The sequence below is a fragment of the Bifidobacterium aesculapii genome, assembly GCF_001417815.1.
In the GTDB taxonomy this organism is placed as follows: Bacteria; Actinomycetota; Actinomycetes; order Actinomycetales; family Bifidobacteriaceae; genus Bifidobacterium; species Bifidobacterium aesculapii.
In genome coordinates this window covers 1-18,190 of sequence record NZ_BCFK01000077.1, presented here as the reverse complement: position 1 = coordinate 18,190, position 18,190 = coordinate 1, and the positions used below count along the sequence as shown (strand labels likewise).

The window sequence follows — 18,190 nt, the reverse complement described above, 5'->3', positions numbered from 1 at the left end:
ATTTTTCGCCCATTTCCTTTTCGTTACAGATCATTCCCTCCGACTCCCTCGGCCCATCGTCCTTTCCGTATTTTCCGCCGCTCAGCGGACGGCAGCGGCGGAAAATACGGAGAACACCCCACTCCTCCGTAATAACCGCCGCTGAGAACAGCTGAGCGGCGGTTTGTACGGAGATAAGGACACCGCTCCGTATTTTCCGCCGCTGAGAAGACGCAAGCGGCGGAAAATACGGAGCAATGGGATAATCTCCGTACTTTCCGCCGCTAAGAAACCCTGAGTTCTCAATAGAAGCGCAACACCTACAAGCAATGCACCGCGAACGGCCACGCTCAGCACCATAATCGGACACCCAAGAAACGGAATCCGCACAGACGACGCCCGCATACGCGAAGAGGTCGCCCATATGGGCGACCTCTTCAGTCATGTCTTCCGGTCGCGCGGACCGCGGCCATCAGTTGGCGTGGAAGCCGGAGTAGTTCGGGGCTTCGGCGGTCATCACGATGTCGTGCGGGTGCGACTCGCGAAGGCCGGCGTCGGTGATGCGGATGAAGCGGCCCTTCTCGGCCATCTCGCCGATGTTGTGCGCGCCGATGTAGAACATCGACTGGTGCAGGCCGCCGATCATCTGGTAGAGCACGGCGTTGAGCGGTCCGCGGTACGGCACCTCGCCTTCGACGCCCTCCGGCACGACCTTGTCGTTGGAGGTGACATCGGCCTGGAAGTAACGGTCCTTGGAGTAGGACTTCTTGCCGCGCGGGGCCATCGCGCCGAGGGAGCCCATGCCGCGGTACAGCTTGTACTGCTTGCCGTGCAGGAGCACCTTCTCGCCCGGGGCCTCCTCGCAGCCGGCGAGGGTGCCGCCGAGCATCACGGAGGACGCACCGGCCACGAGGGCCTTTGCGATGTCGCCGGAGTAGTGGATGCCGCCGTCGGCGATGCAGGGCACGCCGGCCGCGCGGCAGGCCTGGGCGGCCTCGTACACGGCGGTGAGCTGCGGGACGCCGACACCGGCGACGATACGGGTGGTGCAGATGGAGCCCGGTCCGATACCAACCTTGACGGCGTCGGCGCCGGCGTCGATCATGGCCTGGGCGCCGGAACGGGTGCCGACGTTACCGCCGATGATCTGCACGCCATCGAAGGCGGAATCATGCTTGAGGCGGGAGATCATGTCGAGGGCCAGACGGGCCTCGCCGTTGGCGGTGTCGACGACGAGCACGTCGACGCCGGCCTCCATCAGGGCGGAGGCGCGCTGCCAGGCGTCGCCGAGGAAGCCGACACCGGCGGCGACGCGCAGGCGGCCCTGCTCGTCCTTGGTGGCGTCCGGGTACTGCTCGGTCTTGACGAAGTCCTTCACGGTGATCAGACCGGTCAGGTGGCCTTCCTCGTCGACGAGGGGCAGCTTCTCGACCTTGTGCTTGGCGAGCAGGTCGTGCGCGTCCTCCTTGGAGATGTCGGACGGACCGGTGATGAGGTTCTCGCGGGTCATGATGTCCTTGACCTTGAGACGGTCGTAGTCATCGGACGCGATGAAGCGCATGTCGCGGTTGGTGATGATGCCGACGAGCTTGTTGTCCTTGTCGACGACCGGCAGGCCGGAGATGTGGAACTTGCCGCACAGCTTGTCGAGGTCGGCGAGGGTGACGTCCGGATTGACGGTCAGCGGATTGGTGATCATGCCGGACTCGGAGCGCTTGACGATGTCGACCTGGGCGGCCTGGTCGTCGATGGAGAGGTTGCGGTGGAGCACGCCGATGCCGCCGTTGCGCGCCATGGCGATGGCCATTTCGGATTCGGTCACGGTGTCCATGGCAGCGGAGAGGACCGGGGCCTTCATCGTGATCTTGCGGGTCAGCTGGGTGGTGGTGTCCACCTCGGAGGGAATGACGTCCGTCTCGTTCGGCAGCAGCAGCACATCGTCATAGGCGAGGCCGAGCTTGGCGAAGATCGGAGGCAGAGGAGCGTACGCGGACTGCGCGTTCAAATCGGGGTTTATAGCCATGCGTCCACTATATGAAAGTCCGTTGACGTTGGGGCCAACTACAGGGAACGACCGTCATTCTACGGTGTTCTCCGCATGTTCCGCCATGGTTCGATCATGGTTCATCGCGCATTTTTCGGCAGTTCACGCAACGGCCGAACCGGGCCGCCCGCGGCTCACCGCTCGCCGCGCACGTGCTTCGCGCCTTCGTTCTCGGCCTGGATTTCGGGGATGCGGTGCTTGAGGTACGGGTACATGGTGATCACGGCAAGCACCGCCGCGGCGACGGTCATGCCGAGGAGCACGTGCCACGCCTTGAAGAACAGGATCATCAGCGAGCCGAACGCGATGAGCGCCGCCCACGACCACAGGATCGCCACCGCGCCGCGCACGCTGTGACCAATGCGCAGCATGCGGTGGTGCAGGTGCATGCGGTCGGGGTGCATCGGCGATTGTCCCTTCGCGAGCCTGCGCACGATGGCCAGGCACATATCGAGCACGGGCAGGAACAGCACGAGGATCGGCAGCAGGATCGGCATGAACACGGGCAGGTACACGCTCGTATGCACGGATGCGGGGTCGATGCGCCCGGTCATCACGATGGATGCGCACGTGATGAGGTAGCCGAGCAGCATCGAACCGGAATCGCCCATGAACAGTTTCGCCGGATGCCAGTTGTGCATGAGGAACCCGACGCAGATGCCCACCATCGCGATGTCGATGAGCGTCGCCATCGAGGCGTAGGAGGGCGACGTGCGTGCCAGGATGTACGAGTAGGCGGCGAACGCGATGCCGCCGATCGCGACGATGCCGGAGGCGAGGCCGTCGAGTCCGTCGACGAAGTTCACCGCGTTGATCGACGCGACGATGAGGAACGCGGTGATCGCCATCGACAGGCTGGGCGAGGCGGTCACCAGCGAGCCGAGCGGCAGGGAGATGATCTGCAGGCCGCCCCATGCGACGAACACGGAGATGAGCAGCTGCCCGGCGAGCTTGAGCATCCAGTCGAGGTCCCACAGGTCGTCGGCCATGCCGAGCAGGCAGATCATGATGGCGCCGGCGAGCACGACCCACGGCAGGCGGCTGCCTTGGAACAATCCCTGGATGAACCGCAGCCGGCTGGCGAACAGCATGGCGACGGCGAATCCGAGCATCATGCCGAGACCGCCCATGCGCGGCGTGGGGATCTTGTGCACGTCGCGGGCGCGCACTTCGCCGACCGCGCCGATCTCGATGGCCACGTGGCGGATGAGCGGGGTGAGCAGGTAGGTGGCGCCGCCTGCGATGGCGGCGATGAACAGGTAGACCCTCATGCGCCGAGACCTCCCCCATTGACGTGCAGGGCCGCGCGTATCGCGGATTGCGGTATCACGCCTTCGCGCAGGATCGTGATGCCGTCGCGCTCGTGCGGGTCGGCGGCGACGACGGTGCTGGCGACGTGTCCGGGCGTGGGGCCGCCATCGAGATAGAGGTCGACCTGGTCGCCGAACGCCTCGACGGCCTCGCGCACGCTTTGCGCGCTCTGGTCGCCGGAGAGGTTCGCACTGGACGCGGCGAGCGGGCCGGTCGCCCTGAGCACGGACAGGCACAGCACGGAGTTCGGCACGCGGATGCCCTGCGTGCCGTCCGCGGCGACAGTCTTCAGCGTGCAGTCCTCGCGTGCGAGCGCGATTGGCGAGAACGCGCCGGGCAGGAACCGCGCGGCGAGACGGTTGAGCGGCGCCGGCAGGTCGAGGCCGATCTCGCCGAGACGGTCGACGTCGGCGAGGAGCACCTGCAGCGCCTTGAAGCGCGGACGGCGCTTGAGCGCGTAGATGCGGTCGATGGCGTGCGCGTCGCGCGGGTCCGCGGCCACGCCGTAGACCGTGTCCGTGGGGATGACCACCAGTCCCCCGTCACGGATGATCGCCGCCGCCTGGGCCAACGACTCCTCGTCGATTGTGCGGATCTCACTCATCGAAGCGCCTCCCGGTATCCTCCGATATCCTCAATGTTCAATCCATCATTGCACCATCGCGCCCCGACCGCGCATCATTCCGACGACACTCCCGCAAACGTTTGCACCCTTGCGATACGTACGATCGTACACGTATGATGGTGAACCGTTGACAACGATGACATACCCCCCCCCCAAGGAGCCCCACATGACCGAACACGCAGCCGAAACCCGCGACGCCGCCGGCACCACGCCCACCACGAACGTCACGCACACGCTCGGCGCGGTGCCGCCCGTCGAACTCGAAACGCCGCGCCGCAGCGAACGCGAGGAGATGCTCGCAGGCAAACTGTACGACGCCTCCGACCCGGAACTCGACGAGATGCGCCGCAAGGCCGGCGACCTATGCACGCGGTTCAACGCGACCTCCCGCCACGACGACGCCACGCGCAAGGCGATCCTCGACGAACTGCTGCCCGGCCACGGCGCGAACCTCGACGTGATGGGCCCCGTGTTCTTCGACTACGGGTGCCACACGCGCATCGGCGACCGCGTGTTCGCGAACTTCAACTTCACCGTGCTCGACTGCGCGCCCGTCACCATCGGCGACGACGTGCTGTTCGGGCCGAACGTCTCCCTGCTGCCGCCGATGCATCCGCTCAGGTGGCAGGACCGCAACGTGCGCACGCGTGAGGACGGCACCGCCTACGACTACGAGTACGGCGAACCGATCACGATCGGCTCGAACTGCTGGTTCGGCGGCAACGTGACGGTGCTCGGCGGCGTGACCATCGGCGACGGCTGCGTGATCGGCGCCGGCGCGGTCGTCACCAAGGACATCCCGGCGAATTCGGTGGCCGTCGGCAACCCCGCCCGCGTCATCAAGACCATCACCGACGCCGACGCGAGCGTGTATCAGGACTACGCGCGGGCATAGGTGGCGCCCCTCCATGAGCCTCCCTCTGATAAGGGAGGTGGCGGCGCGAAGCGACGACGGAGGGAGAGAGGAACGAGCGGCCGCAAGCCGCGGGAAACAAGGCGTCAGTCAAAGGCCGATACCATTCCCCGCGGCCCGCGGCCGCTCGCTTATGCTCTTTCCCCCAACCGGGACGTACTCCGCATCACGCGCCGAGGTAGGCCTTGCGCACCTTCTCGTCGTGAAGCAGGTCGGAGGCCTTGCCCTCCATCGTGATGCGGCCGGTTTCGAGCACGTAGGCGCGGTCCGCGATGGACAGCGCCATCTTCGCGTTCTGCTCGACGAGCAGCACCGTGATGCCCTCCTTGCGCAGCTCCTGGATGATGGCGAAGATCTCCTTGACCAGCAGCGGCGACAGGCCCATCGAAGGCTCGTCCATGAGGATGGTCTTCGGATGGCTCATCAGGGCGCGGCCCATGGCGACCATCTGCTGTTCGCCGCCGGAGAGCGTGCCGGCCAGCTGGCGGCGGCGCTCCTTGAGGCGCGGGAAGTAGGCGAACACGCGCTCGAGGTCCTTGGCGAGCCCGGACTGGTCCTTGAGGCTGAACGCACCCATCTCCAGGTTCTCCTGCACGGTCATGCGGGTGAACACGTGGCGGCCTTCCGGCACGTGCGCCATGCCGAGCGTCACGATCTTGTTCGCGTGCGTCTTGAGCAGATCATGGCCGTCATAGGTGATGGAGCCGGATTTGGCCGGCACGAGGCCGGTGATGGTGTGCAGCGTCGTGGTCTTGCCGGCGCCGTTCGCGCCGATCAGCGAGACGATCTCGCCGTCGTTCACGGTCAGGCTGATGCCCTTGACCGCCTCGATCGCGCCGTAGGAGACGCACAGATCCTTGACTTCCAGCATCAGCGTGCCCCTTCCTGCATGGTCTTGGCGATGCTCGGTTCGGGCGTCGCGTGGTCGGTGGAATCGCCGTCGGCGCTGTCGGTGTCGTCGGCGCCCAGGTAGGCGGAGATGACCTGCGGGTCGTTGGCGATCTGCTCCGGGGTGCCGGAGGCGATGGTGCGGCCGTAGTCGAGCACCTGGATGCGCTGGCACACGCTCATCACAAGGCTCATGTCGTGTTCGATGAGCAGGATCGCGATGCCGAAGCGGTCGCGAATCGTGTTGATGCAGCGCAGCAGGTCCTCGGTCTCGGTCGGGTTCATGCCGGCGGCGGGCTCGTCGAGCAGCAGCAGCTTCATGCCGGTGGCGAGGGCGCGCGCGATCTCGAGCTTGCGCTGCTGGCCGTACGGCAGGTTCGCGGCCTGCGTGGAGGCGAGGCCGTCGAGGTCGAAGATCTTCAGCAGGTCCATGGCCTTGGCGTGCATCTCACGCTCCTGCTTCCAGAAGAGCGGGGTGCGGAAGATCGCGCCGCCCATCCGGTAGGTGAACGACTCGTCGAAGGCGACGAGCACGTTCTCCTCGACGGTGAGCTGCTTGAACAGGCGGATGTTCTGGAAGGTGCGGGCGATGCCGGCGCGCACGACCTGATAGGTCTTCTTGCCGTTCATGTGCTCGCCGTCCAGCCAGAAGTCGCCTTCGGTGGGCTTGTACACGCCGGTGAGCAGGTTGAACACGGTGGTCTTGCCGGCGCCGTTCGGGCCGATCAGACCGATGAGCTCGCCCTTGCCGATGGTCATGTTGAAGTCGGAGACGGCCTTGAGGCCGCCGAACGTGATGCCGAGGTGCTCGGCCTTGAGGATGGGCTGTTCGTTGGTCGCGGTCATCTCAGGCCTCCTTCGCTTCGGTGGCGGGCGTTGCGGCGGTCTTCGCGGCGGCGGCCGGTTCGGCGGCGTCCGTCGCGCCGTCGCCGTCCTTGCCGTCCGCCTTCGGGTTGCGGAACAGCAGACGGTTGACGATGCGCGGCAGCGAGAACTCCCACGAGCCAAAGATGCCCTGCGGGCGGAAGATCATGACGAGCACGAGCACCACCGAGTACGCGAGCATGCGGTAGTCAGCGAACGCGCGCAGCAGCTCCGGCAGGATGGTCAGGCCGACGGCGGAGACGATGGAGCCGGTGATCGAGCCCATGCCGCCGAAGACGACCATGATGACGTAGTTGATGGAGTTGAGCCAGCCGGCCATCGTCGGGTTGAGCGAGCCGATGTACTGGGCGAAGATGCCGCCCGCGATGCCGGCGAAGAACGCGGAGATCGCGAAGACGAGGACCTTCAGGTACGTGGTGTTCAGGCCGGAGGCGCCGGCGGCGATCTCGTCGTCGCGGATGGCCTTGACGGCGCGGCCGTAGCGCGAGCGGCCGAACATGAACAGCACCACGACGGTGATAATCATGATCCAGAACACGATGTACAGGTTAGCGGTGCGCTCGATGCCGATGAGCGCCTGACCGGCCGCGCCCTTGTCGAGACCCATGCCGCCGGCGACCTTGAGGTTCTGGATGACCACGCGGATGATCTCGCCGAAGCCGAGCGTGATGATGGCGAGGTAGTCGCCATGCAGACGCAGCGCCGGGATACCGATGAGGATGCCGAACACGCAGGCCACAACGCCGCCGAGCAGCGTGGTGACGAGGAAGCGCAGCGTCGGATCGGCGAGCATGCCGGTGGCGACCATGTACTTGGAGGCGAGGGCGGCCACGTACGCGCCGATCGCCTCGAAGCCGCAGCAGCCGAGCGTGAGCTGGCCGAGCACGCCGATGGTGAGGTTCAGGGAGGTGGTCATGATGATGGCGATGCACGCGGTCATCATGATGCCCTTGATGTAGGAGTTGGCGATGCCGGATTCGCACAGCGCCATAACGACGCCGAACGTGGCGAGGATGCCGAGGAAGCAGACCAGGTAGGACTGCTTGACGGAAAGCATGGACTTCTTCATATCAGACCTTCTCCCCCTCGTTCTTGCCCATGATGCCGGACGGCTTGACCAGCAGCACGACAATCAGGATGGCGAACACGATGGCGTCGGAGAACGCCGAGGTGATCACGCCGCCGGTGATGGTGCCGATGTACGCCTTGGTGAGGCTCTCGACCAGGCCGATGACGATGCCGCCGATCATGGCGCCCGGAATGGAGCCGATGCCGCCGAGCACGGCCGCGACGAACGCCTTGAGACCGAGCATGGCGCCCATCATCGGCGAGACCTGCGGGTAGGCGGCGCAGTACATGAGCGAGGCGACGGCGGCGAGGCCGGAGCCGATGGCGAACGTCAGGGCGATGGTGGAGTTCACGTTGATGCCCATGAGCACGGCGGCCTCCTTGTCCTCGGAGACGGCGCGCATGGCCTTGCCCTGCTTGGTGAACTTGACGAACAGCTGCAGGCCGACCATGATGACCAGGCCGAGCACAATCGTCAGGATCGTGTCGCCGGCCAGACGGAGCTTGCCGAACGTGACGGCGGGCAGGTGGAAGATCGTCGGAACGGTCTGGAAGTCGGCGCCGAAGACGGCCTGGGCGCCGTTCTCGAGCAGCAGCGACATGGCGATGGCGGTGATGAGGGCGGTCATCGAATTGCCCTTCTCACGCACCGGCTTGTAGGCTGCCTTCTCGACGATGATGCCGACGGCGACGCACACGAGGACCGCCGGGACGATCGCCACCCACGCGGGCAGCCCCGCGGCGACGATGGCGGGAATGGTGAGCATCAGCACGTAGGCGCCGACCATGATGAAGTCGCCGTGGGCGAAGTTGATCAGTCGGATGATGCCGTAGACCATGGTGTAGCCCAATGCCACGAGCGCGTACACGCTGCCGATCTTCAGACCGCTGAACAGCTGGCTGACGAACATGATGATCTGATCGGTCATCGCTCCCCCTTTCTTAAGACTCTGGGAACACTGAACACGAATGATTGAAACGAAATGATCGGAACACGAAGTGATCCGAAAAAACGAAAATCGAAAAAACGAACAACGCAAATCAAAAAACGCAAAAGGGAGAGGGCCGGCGAAACCGGCCGCTCTCCTTGCTGTCATGTCGTCGCGGCGCGCGGCACGCGCCTCGCGACGTTCACCGGACCGTGGCTCACTTGGGCTGGACGGTGGTGTTGTAGACGGGCTTGCCGTCCTTGAGCTCGAGCACGATCACGGACTTGGTCGGCGAGCCGGACTTGTCCATCGTGAACTTGCCGGTCACGCCGTCGAAGCTCATGCCGGCCACGGCGTTGCGCACATCCTCGCGGGTGGCCTTGTCGCCGGCCTTCTCGATGGCCTGCTTGATCATGTAGATCGTGTCGTAGCCGAGGGCCGCGAAGGTGTTCGGCTCGGCGTTGTTCTTCTCCTTGTAGGACTTGATGAAGTCCTGCACCTTGGTGTTGGAGGAGTCGTCGGCCGAGTAGTGGGTGGTGTAGAAGGTCTTGTCGTACTGGGCCTTGTCACCGGTGAGCTTGAGGCCGTCGTAGCCGTCGGGGCCCATCACGTAGCCGTCGAAGCCGACGGAACGGGCCTGCGGGATGATGTACGGACCGGCCACGGAGTAGTAGTACGGCGCGTAGAGCAGCTCGGCGCCGGAGGCCTGGATCTTCTGCAGCTGCGCGGAGTACTCGGTGTCGTCGGCGGAGGAGGAGCTCTCCTTGTCCACGACCTCCATGCCGAGCTTCTCGGCGGCCTTGGCGAACGCCTCGCCCACGCCGGAGGAGTACGGGTCGCCGGTGCCGTAGAGCACGGCCACCTTCTTGACCTTGAGGTTCTCGGCGGCGAAGCGGGCCGCGACCTCGCCCTGGTAGGAGTCCTTGAAGCAGGTGCGGAACAGGTAGTTGCCGGTCTCGATGGAGTCGGAGGTGGCGGCCGGGGCGATGGTGACCAGCTTGGTCTGGTCGGCCAGCGGCGCGACGGCGGCGGTGGTGGCGGAGATGGTCGGGCCGGCCACGGCGAGCACGTTGCCGTCGGCGGCGAGCTTGTTGTACGCGTTGGATGCCTCGGTGGCGTCACCCTTGTCGTCGAGGGACTCCAGCTTGACCTTCTTGCCGTTGATGCCGCCCTTGGCGTTGATCTCGGAGACGGCCAGCTCGAAGCCCTTGACCTCGGCCTCGCCGTACGCGGCGGCGGTGCCGGAGTTGGTGGTCACGGAACCGATGGTGATGGTGTCGCCGGAGGCGGCGGAGGTGGAGCTGGCGGAATCGTCCATGCTGCCGCCGGAGCATCCGGCGAGCGACATGGCCATGACGGCGGCCGCGCCGGCCGCGATCATCTTCTTGGAGAACATGGCTGTTCTTCCTTCTTTCTTCTTCGTGAAATATCGCATCGGAGCCGGATTCGTTGCCACCCGTGGGAACGCGCCTGATCTGCGCGCGAGACGTCACGGCGGTGCGCGGCGCGTGCGGCTTGTGGCCGTGCGCGGCGCCCGCGATCTCTCCTCTCGATGCTTGCCGCCGACTGTTATACAGGCATGCCCATACCGCCCGCAATGGTGTTCCTCATTGTGAGACACGCCACCATCATGCCCAAATATCGGAATGAACGGCATCCGTCATGCGGACGCCGTCGCGCGACGGCTGTCATACGTGTTTCACGCCCCATCTCACGACCGTGTCTCACGACCGTGCGGCGGTACGGCCTCATCGCCGCACCGCCGCACCGCAGGTCACCGCTCGGCGAACAGGAACCGCGGACGGCCGGTCCAGTCGTTCTCCGTGCGCGCCTGCGCGAACCCGAGGCCGCGCGCGTACGCGACGAGACGGTCGCCCTGCGTGACGTCATGCTCCATGACGAGCGCGCCGCCGGGCCGCAGCAGGCGCGCGGCCCGCGCGGCAATGCGCTCGGGGATGAGCGCGCCGTCCGCCGAACCGCCGTACAACGCCATGTCCGGGTCGTGATCGCGCACCTCCGGCTGCTCGGGGACCTGCGCGAGCGGCACATACGGCGGATTGGTGATGACGATGTCGACGCGGCCGTCGAGCTGCGGCAGGGTGAGCGGGCTGGTCGCGTCGCCAAGCTCGAGATGGTAGGCATAGCCCGCGGTCGGATTCGCGCGAGCGACGAGGTCGCGATTGCGCTCCGTCCACGCGTACGCTTCGGGCGATTTCTCGACGGCCCACACCTCGGCCCCTGGCGCTTCGGTCACGACGGCGAGGCCGATCGCGCCCGAACCGGCGCACAGGTCGACGACGAGCGGATGGTACAGCCCGTAGCGCGTGATCCAGTCGAGCCCCGCCTGCACGACGGTCTCGGTCTCCGGCCGCGGGATGAACACGCCCGGGCCGACCTTGAGATCGAGATAGCGGAACGGCGCGTGCCCGACGATGTACTGCAGCGGCTCGCGCGCGGCTCGGCGGCGGAGCATCGCGTCGAAGCGCGCGACGACGGAGGCCTCGCCGGTGCCGGCGACGGCATTGCCAGCGTCGCCGTGACCAACGTCATCATTATCGATGCCGCCGGGGCCGGACGGACGCACGCCGACCAGACGCGCGACGTCATCGCCCATGAGCATGGCCTTGTCGACGTCGCGCAGGGCGACGCCGCACGCTTCGGCGAGCAGCAGCTTCACGTCGTGGCCGGGAGTGTCGACGCCGGCGAGTCTGAGGCGCGCGGCGGCGTCGCGCACGAGATCGGCCACCGTCGTTCCACGCGCCGCTCCCGGCGCCCCCGCGGCGGGCGGCTCCCCCGCCGTCATGCCGGACGTCATTGCCATCGTGGTTCCCGCCATCACTTCTGATTGGCGAGACGGTCGGCCTCATCGGCCTGGATGTCGGAGTCGATGACGGCCTGCAGGTCGCCGTCGAGCACCTGATCGAGGTTGTACGCCTTGTAGTTCGTGCGATGGTCGACGATGCGGTTCTCCGGGAAATTGTACGTGCGGATGCGCTCGGAACGGTCGAGCGAGCGCACCTGCGAATGACGCATGTCGGCGGCCTCGGCGGCCTCCTGCTCATGCTTCATCGCGAGCAGGCGGGATTTGAGCACGCGCAGCGCGGAAGCGCGGTTCTGGATCTGCGACTTCTCGTCCTGCATGTTCACGGTGATGCCGGTGGGGATGTGCGTCATGCGCACCGCGGAATACGTGGTGTTCACGGACTGGCCGCCGGGGCCGGAGCTCATGAAGATGTCGATCTTCAGGTCCTTCGGATCGATCTCGATCTCGTCGTCGTCCTCGTCGGCCTCGGGGAAGACGATCACGCCGGCGGCGGAGGTCTGGATGCGTCCCTGCGATTCGGTGACGGGAATGCGCTGCACGCGGTGCACGCCGCCCTCGTACTTGAGCGAGGCCCACACGCCGTCCTCGGGCGCGGGCGTGCCCTTCGCGCGGATCGCGACCTGCACGTCCTTGACGCCGCCGAGCTCGGTGCCGTTCTCCGACTGGATGGTGACGGTCCAGCCGCGCTTCTCGGCGTAGCGCGTATACATGCGCAGAAGGTCGCCGGCGAACAGCGCAGCCTCCTCGCCGCCGGTGCCCGCCTTGATCTCCATGATGGTGTCGCGCGCGTCGTCCGGGTCGCGCGGGATGAGCGCGGTGCGGAGCTTGTCCTCCACGGCCGGCAGCTGCGCTTCGAGGCGCTTGGCCTCGGCCGCGAAATCCGGGTCGTCGCCGGCCATCTCGCGCGCGGCCTCGAGATCGTCACGCACGGAGGTGTATGCCTTGTACGCGGAGACGATGGCGCCGAGTTCGGCATGCCGGCGGCCGAGCTTGCGCATCTTGTCCGGGTCGGTCACGACTTCCGGACTCGCCATCTCCTGTTCGATGGACTGGTATTCCTCCAGCGCGGTCGCCGCAGCTGGGAACTGTTCGTCTGCCATGGACGCGTCTTCCTTGGATCCTTGGATGTGTGTGGTGCTGTGGTGCCGGAGCGCCGGCGCTGATGAAGATGATCAGAACATACAAAAACGCCAGTCCCGCGTTGCGGTCGGATGGCACGCCGAAGCGCACCGGACCCATCCGCGGGACTGGCGTCACGTCTGCTACTTGGCCTTCTTGCCGTAGCGGCGCTCGAAGCGGGCGACGCGGCCACCGGTGTCGAGGATCTTCTGCTTGCCGGTGTAGAAGGGGTGGCACTTCGAGCACACGTCGACCGTCATGTGGTCGCCCTTGTAGGTGGAACGGGTGACGAAGGTGTTGCCGCACGAGCACAGAACCTCGACGGCATGGTAATCGGGATGGATACCCTGCTTCATGGTGTCTCCTAAGGAATTCAGGTGACCCGGGTCGCCATGCCCCTATGGCTGGCGTGAACCGGAACCTATGGAATAGTAGACCTCCGCTTCGACACCGCGACACGGCGACGCCCACCCCCGAGGCCGTCGCCCGCCCTCGGCTCCCCTTGTCAGGGGAGCCGGCCCCGCGAAGCGCGGACTGAGGGGTAGTCAACGGACCAGCAATACACAGAACACAGAACGGCGTTTTCAGGCGAAGACGAACGACAGTGAGCCAGACACCAGTGGTACGAAGTGCCCCCGCTGGGACTTGAACCCAGGACAAACACCTTATAAGGGTGCTGCTCTAACCGACTGAGCTACGGGGGCGACCCACATGATTCTACCGGGGGTGTGGACTCGAATCGGACTCGAGTCGGCGGCGCCTTTCTCACATACCTATTCCGCATACCCGCATATACCCAACGAGCCCACGGGCTCCGCCGGATGAAGCGCACCCCTCCCGACCGTCATCGGCCATTGTTTGGCCCGATTCGTTCGGCCCGACTCCCATATGTCTGCCGAGTTGCAAATCCCGCACTGCATGACACGCCGAAGCATCCCAGAAAAGCGAACATTATTGTTCGCTTTTCTGGAATACATGCCATTTTGTTTGTTCAATTAATCCACCATCATCACAGGAAGGCAAACAGTCGAACAAATTCGCCCAACTCGGTAAAGACTGCGTTAACAAGGCTGTAAATCGTTGTTTTCCAATACATCGAGGATTCACGGCGTGCTACTCTGTATCGCAGATGTTCGCGAAGGCACCACAACAAAGCCGAGCAACATCGAATGAAACGTACATTTTCACACCACAGAATCAAACATGCACAATGTTCGATTCGCACTAGAAGGGAAATCGTTATGGCAGAGGAAGACAAGGTCATCACCGTCAACTTCGACATGTTCGACAAGACCCCGGAGGAGAAGACCGCCGAGGCCAACAAGGTCGCCAAGTCGTTCGGCATCAGCGACGAAGCCATCGCCGAAGTCGAGGACTACAAGGCCAAGCTCACCCACTACAACGCCTGGGATCTGCCGTTCATGGGCTACGTGAACGACGACGGCTACGGCTACGCCTACGTGCCGGACGCCGCCATCGTGCGCGAACCGTACTGGGACGCCCACAAGGCCTTCCTCGCGCTGCCGGAGGACGTGCAGACCGCCTTCGCCATCCGCATGCTCTTCACCCACCGTCCGGTCGACCGCTACGGCGCCAGCATGTTCCTGCACTACCAGCGCGGCTTCAAGGTGAACTTCGTCGGCGAAGGCGCGAACAAGTACTGATATTCCCGATCCGCAAGGGGCCTGACGCGTAGGCTCCGAACCTACGGCGCGACGCAACGGGGCGTCCGCACCACAACACCGAAGGGCCGCATTCCATGCAATCGCATGGGATGCGGCCCTGTGCGTTGCCGACCGAGGTCGTCGGCGGCCAGTGAACGTTTTCTACCGCCCGGCCGATATGGCCGCCATCGCATCGGCGCACGATCGCGCCGATGCGATGGCACAAGAGGTCGCTCGCCTGACTGCCCGACTGATGAACATGCCGCATATGCACAGGGTTATCCACCCCCATCCACCAGCATTCAGCACGACGTGCATCCCCGTCCGCCCACGTCTACGCTCGGATCATGGAGACTATCGGATACCACACGTTCTACACATTGGAGGAGGCGAAGGATCTCGCCGCCCGCCGCCATATGGAATGCCGCACGGCGTTCATCGGCATCGCCCGGCGGCGCAACCGCCGCACCGCCGGCAAGGGCCGGCATCCGCTCATCAGCCACGGCACACTGCTGCAGCTGGTCGGTATGGCCGCCACCATGAATACCAAGCCCTCATATGACGACGACGCCATCCACGTCACCGTGCACGAGCGCAAGGAGCTGTGCCGGCCAAGAGGCTTCCAATTCCATCATTGGAGCCAGGCCAGCGACGTAGTACCAGTGGACGAACTGATGGATGGGGTGTCACCGCAGCAGGCGATCTGCCAAATGGCCCAGTACATTGATCTGCACAGTCTGGTCATCGCCATGGATTGGCTCACCTGCGCCAATCCCTCGCTGCGGGTCTGCACGCGCCAGGAGTTGGAGGAATTCATCGGCGGCTGCGGCAGATTCACCGGAGCGCCGCTGTGCCGCCGGGCTCTTTCCCTGAGCAGACCGGGCACGGATTCCCCGCAGGAGACCGTGCTGCGTCTTGCCTGCGTGGATTATGGATTGCCGGAGACCGCGGTCAACTACGAAATACCCGACACCATCAGGGGCTCCGGGATACTCAAAGTTGATCTGGCGTTCCCCGAGGACCATGTGGTGGTCGAATATGACGGCCGCTACCACTACACCAAGGACCGGTGGGAGTGGGACCTCGACAAGCGCAATCGGCTGCGAGCCTTGGGGTATGAGCCTTTCGTGGCCACGCGGAATACCCTTGCCACGCAATCCGGCCTTCAGGAGTTCCTCTCCATGGTGGCGAAGGCCATCATGGAGCACCGAATGGGCTTTCGCAGGTGACCCACGCCACGCCACCAGCCATTCATGGCGCTCAGGGTGTTCATAGTGCCCAAGGTGGTTAAGGCGATCAAGGTGATCAGAGTGATCAAGGCGCCCAAGCTGTTCTGCTCAGATCGCTCAAGGCATTTGGAATATCTTCCGTAGGGTAAATCGAGCTTCCGTTGGAAACACGACGGGGACACCGGAGCGCCGACCACCCGACAATCCGCGTCATTCCGGCGTTTTCAAACCGATCACAGGCGAGATAAGCCGACCAGGTTTCCAACGGAAACCAAAACCACCCTACGGAGCCAACGCATGGGGCCGCGCCCTGCGATTCATATCGCAGAGCGCGGCCCCATGCGCGTACCGACCGATCCGTCACAGAGGATGCGGCGCCCCTTCCCGCGCCATATCCTCCCAATCGACGTTCAGCCTCGGATCGCGCCCGAACAGCAGGCGCGCGTAGTCGGCGTACCCCGGATCCCACTCGTGCAGTGAGGAGGCCACATGCACCCGGAACATATCATCGCAGGGCGTATGCGCCTCATACAGCGTCGCCCACGGCATGCGCCACACACCGCGCACCTCGGCGATGCGTCCGATGACCGTCCCGCCGGTGGCCCCATCGAAGCGACCCGCCAGTGCGCGGTCCTGTACCTCGTACATGCCGCCATGCGCAAGATCCTCGACGACGACTTCACCAGAGACGGCGGAGGCGCCGCGCACCCAGAACCACGAGGCGAAATTCGAGGACGACGTCTCGCACAGGTCGCGGTACGCCGACTCCCCCACACCATCGCGTCCGCAGTGCCCATCGCGCTCGACCGCGGCCGCCACCGCGAACGGCGTCAGACCGGAGATGTCGAGGTGGTAGTCGAACGAGAACCATTGCGCGAACGCGTCCTCCATGTGTTCATGGAACGCCCGCGTTCGCGTGCGGAATGGATTGAGATTCACCTGGATGAAGAACTCGCGACGGGCGTCGCCGTACGTCACCAGATCACTGTTACGGAACATGGATACCACCTTGTGCACCGGCAGCGTCGCAACACCTCGCCTGCCGCGGTCTCGCTCGCTGACCGCCACGGATTCTCCCATCGTCATCATGCCCCCTTCAGGGTTAGCGGAAGGCTCCGTCGCCTTCCTGGTGATTGTCACGATAAAACCCGTCGGGACCGCCTGCAAACCAGCGTGCGAACCAATGCGCGACGGTGGAAAATCCGGTGGACGGGCGTCACTTATCCACATCCGAGGAGTCACCCCAGTGTGAGGTCAAAGAGCATCCCGGTCCATGCAAACATTCCGCTTGGCAGCATCACCTATCCCGAGCACGCCGCACCAGCCCCACACCGAGCACGTCGACTCGCGGCGGCCGGCCCATACCCGACCCGTTTCCATCACCGTCCGTTCACCCTCACGACATATTGCAATCGTTTGCTAAAACACGCCGCAGCGAACGACATGGATGTGAACGCTCCCAACGACGGCAGGGGTTGCAAATCATGCACGAAAGCACGCAGTACATGGTGTGCACACCATTGCAACGTCACCCCACAACGCTATGATTTCCAGTGTCTACAGCATGTGAGCCCACATCAAAGGAGAGCACCATGACCACGTTGGCCGTCGACATCGGAGGAACCAAGATCGCCGCTGCGGTGTGCGATGAAAACGATAGCATCATCCAGCGCTGGCGCGTCCCCACGCCAATGGACGCCGACGCCATCAACGAGAACATCGCGAAGATCTACCGCGAGGCGGCCTCCAGCCATGACGACATCCAGGCCATCGGCATCTCCGCCGCCGGCAACGTCGCCGCCGACCGCAGGACGCTCACGTTCGCCGCGAACATTCCCGCGTGGATCGACTACGACCTGTCGGAGCACGTCGGCGCGCTCATCGACCACGCCGTGCCGGTCATCGTGGAAAACGACGCGAACTGCGCCGGCTGGGGCGAATACGTGCACGGCGCCGGCCAGGGCAGCCGCAACATGGTGGCCCTGACCGTCGGTACCGGTCTCGGCGGCGCGATCGTCATCGACGGCCACCTGTACCGCGGGTCGTACGGCATGGCCGCGGAACTCGGCCACCTGCCGATGGTGCCGGACGGCGACCACTGCGGCTGCGGCCTGCGCGGCTGCGCCGAGCGCTACACCTCCGGCACGTCGCTCGAGAATTTCGCGAAGTCTGCCGTGCGGCGTCGTCCGCAGGACGCCAAGCGTCTGTTGGAGCTGTGCGGCGGCGACGTGAACAAGCTGGAGGGGCCGATGGTCTCGCAGGCGGCGCAGGAAGGCGATGAGCTCGGCCTGTACGCGTTCGGCAAGATCGGCGAATGGCTTGGGCGCACGATGGCCGCGATCTCCGCGGTACTCGATCCGGACCTGTTCGTGATCGGCGGCGGCGTCGTGGCCGTCGGCGACATCCTGCTGGAGCCGGCACGCTACAACTACGCGCGATTCCTGGAGGCCAGCGCATACCGCACCCACGCGAAGATCGTCGCCGCCACCGCCGGTCAGGACGCCGGCCTCATCGGCGCCGCAAACCTCGCCCTGCACTGACGGACGAGCAGTCAGCAGCAGCCCACGTACGGGAATCGCACCAACCCCCTTCCGATGCGATTCCCGTACTCCAATCCGTGTTGCGGCGCGCAATACTCGCGTCGCAACCCTCTCCGCGCGATTTTCGTACGCCACACGCACTTCCAGCACACCAAAATCGGGGTTATAGGAA

17 protein-coding genes and 1 tRNA gene are annotated in these 18,190 nt (G+C 64.9%); 4 read left to right on the top strand and 14 right to left on the bottom strand.

The window, feature by feature from the left end; all coding sequences use genetic code 11:
• The 4 genes from BFAL_RS11675 to BFAL_RS10260 all read right to left on the bottom strand — a co-directional run.
• On the bottom strand, nt 1-424 hold a 424-nt coding region (locus BFAL_RS11675), incomplete at its 3' end, for a hypothetical protein (RefSeq protein ID WP_236691741.1).
• Nucleotides 425-451: 27 nt separating this feature from the next.
• Nucleotides 452-2,002 carry an IMP dehydrogenase gene (gene guaB, locus BFAL_RS10270; protein ID WP_055428281.1) on the bottom strand — a complete coding sequence of 517 codons (1,551 nt, stop codon included), beginning with the start codon at nt 2,000-2,002 and terminating at the stop codon, nt 452-454.
• Between the two features lie 155 nt (nt 2,003-2,157).
• Entirely contained in the window at nt 2,158-3,294 is a 1,137-nt protein-coding gene (locus BFAL_RS10265) for an MraY family glycosyltransferase (RefSeq protein ID WP_055428280.1), read from the bottom strand.
• The gene (locus BFAL_RS10260) at nt 3,291-3,938 is read right to left on the bottom strand and encodes an L-threonylcarbamoyladenylate synthase (RefSeq protein ID WP_055428279.1); all 648 of its coding nucleotides are present in this window, start codon (nt 3,936-3,938) and stop codon (nt 3,291-3,293) included. The genes BFAL_RS10265 and BFAL_RS10260 overlap by 4 nt, the downstream gene beginning before the upstream one ends.
• Nucleotides 3,939-4,251: 313 nt before the next feature.
• Here BFAL_RS10260 and BFAL_RS10255 point away from each other — a divergent pair, with 313 nt between their 5' ends.
• Complete coding sequence (locus BFAL_RS10255; RefSeq protein ID WP_082440539.1) at nt 4,252-4,854, top strand: sugar O-acetyltransferase; 603 nt, start codon at nt 4,252-4,254, stop codon at nt 4,852-4,854.
• Nucleotides 4,855-5,038: 184 nt separating this feature from the next.
• On the opposite strand, the gene BFAL_RS10250 is transcribed toward BFAL_RS10255, so the two are convergent.
• The 9 genes from BFAL_RS10250 to BFAL_RS10210 all read right to left on the bottom strand — a co-directional run bounded on the left by BFAL_RS10250 (nt 5,039) and on the right by BFAL_RS10210 (nt 13,289).
• Nucleotides 5,039-5,743, bottom strand: a complete 705-nt coding sequence (locus BFAL_RS10250) for an ABC transporter ATP-binding protein (protein WP_055428278.1) — start codon at nt 5,741-5,743, stop codon at nt 5,039-5,041.
• Entirely contained in the window at nt 5,743-6,606 is an 864-nt protein-coding gene (locus tag BFAL_RS10245; RefSeq protein WP_055428277.1) for an ABC transporter ATP-binding protein, read from the bottom strand. Before BFAL_RS10245 ends, BFAL_RS10250 begins: the two co-directional genes overlap by 1 nt.
• Before the next feature lies 1 nt (nt 6,607).
• Complete coding sequence (locus BFAL_RS10240; protein ID WP_055428276.1) at nt 6,608-7,714, bottom strand: branched-chain amino acid ABC transporter permease; 1,107 nt, start codon at nt 7,712-7,714, stop codon at nt 6,608-6,610.
• 1 nt (nt 7,715) lies between these two features.
• Nucleotides 7,716-8,642 (bottom strand): branched-chain amino acid ABC transporter permease, encoded by a 927-nt coding sequence (locus BFAL_RS10235; RefSeq protein ID WP_055428275.1) that lies wholly within the window; start codon nt 8,640-8,642, stop codon nt 7,716-7,718.
• 217 nt (nt 8,643-8,859) lie between these two features.
• Nucleotides 8,860-10,038 (bottom strand): ABC transporter substrate-binding protein, encoded by a 1,179-nt coding sequence (locus BFAL_RS10230; RefSeq protein WP_055428274.1) that lies wholly within the window; start codon nt 10,036-10,038, stop codon nt 8,860-8,862.
• 378 nt (nt 10,039-10,416) lie between these two features.
• Complete coding sequence (gene prmC / locus BFAL_RS10225) at nt 10,417-11,445, bottom strand: peptide chain release factor N(5)-glutamine methyltransferase (protein ID WP_055428282.1); 1,029 nt, start codon at nt 11,443-11,445, stop codon at nt 10,417-10,419.
• Nucleotides 11,446-11,477: 32 nt separating this feature from the next.
• Nucleotides 11,478-12,566, bottom strand: coding sequence for a peptide chain release factor 1 (gene prfA, locus BFAL_RS10220; protein WP_055428273.1), 1,089 nt, complete (start codon nt 12,564-12,566; stop codon nt 11,478-11,480).
• Nucleotides 12,567-12,728: 162 nt separating this feature from the next.
• Nucleotides 12,729-12,941: a 50S ribosomal protein L31 gene (gene rpmE, locus BFAL_RS10215; RefSeq protein WP_034526683.1), complete on the bottom strand. Its 213-nt coding sequence runs from the start codon at nt 12,939-12,941 to the stop codon at nt 12,729-12,731.
• A 274-nt stretch (nt 12,942-13,215) separates the two neighbouring features.
• Nucleotides 13,216-13,289: transfer RNA gene (locus tag BFAL_RS10210), tRNA-Ile, on the bottom strand.
• Between the two features lie 537 nt (nt 13,290-13,826).
• Here BFAL_RS10210 and BFAL_RS10205 point away from each other — a divergent pair.
• Both BFAL_RS10205 and BFAL_RS10200 read left to right on the top strand, forming a co-directional pair.
• Complete coding sequence (locus BFAL_RS10205; protein WP_055428272.1) at nt 13,827-14,249, top strand: hypothetical protein; 423 nt, start codon at nt 13,827-13,829, stop codon at nt 14,247-14,249.
• A gap of 347 nt (nt 14,250-14,596) precedes the next feature.
• Entirely contained in the window at nt 14,597-15,478 is an 882-nt protein-coding gene (locus BFAL_RS10200) for a putative endonuclease domain-containing protein (RefSeq protein ID WP_055428271.1), read from the top strand.
• Nucleotides 15,479-15,838: 360 nt separating this feature from the next.
• On the opposite strand, the gene BFAL_RS10195 is transcribed toward BFAL_RS10200, so the two are convergent.
• Nucleotides 15,839-16,708 carry a hypothetical protein gene (locus BFAL_RS10195; protein WP_152973653.1) on the bottom strand — a complete coding sequence of 290 codons (870 nt, stop codon included), beginning with the start codon at nt 16,706-16,708 and terminating at the stop codon, nt 15,839-15,841.
• Between the two features lie 362 nt (nt 16,709-17,070).
• On the opposite strand from BFAL_RS10195, the gene BFAL_RS10190 reads away from it, so the two are divergent.
• Nucleotides 17,071-18,018, top strand: coding sequence for an ROK family glucokinase (locus BFAL_RS10190; protein ID WP_055428269.1), 948 nt, complete (start codon nt 17,071-17,073; stop codon nt 18,016-18,018).
• Nucleotides 18,019-18,190 lie beyond the last annotated feature (172 nt).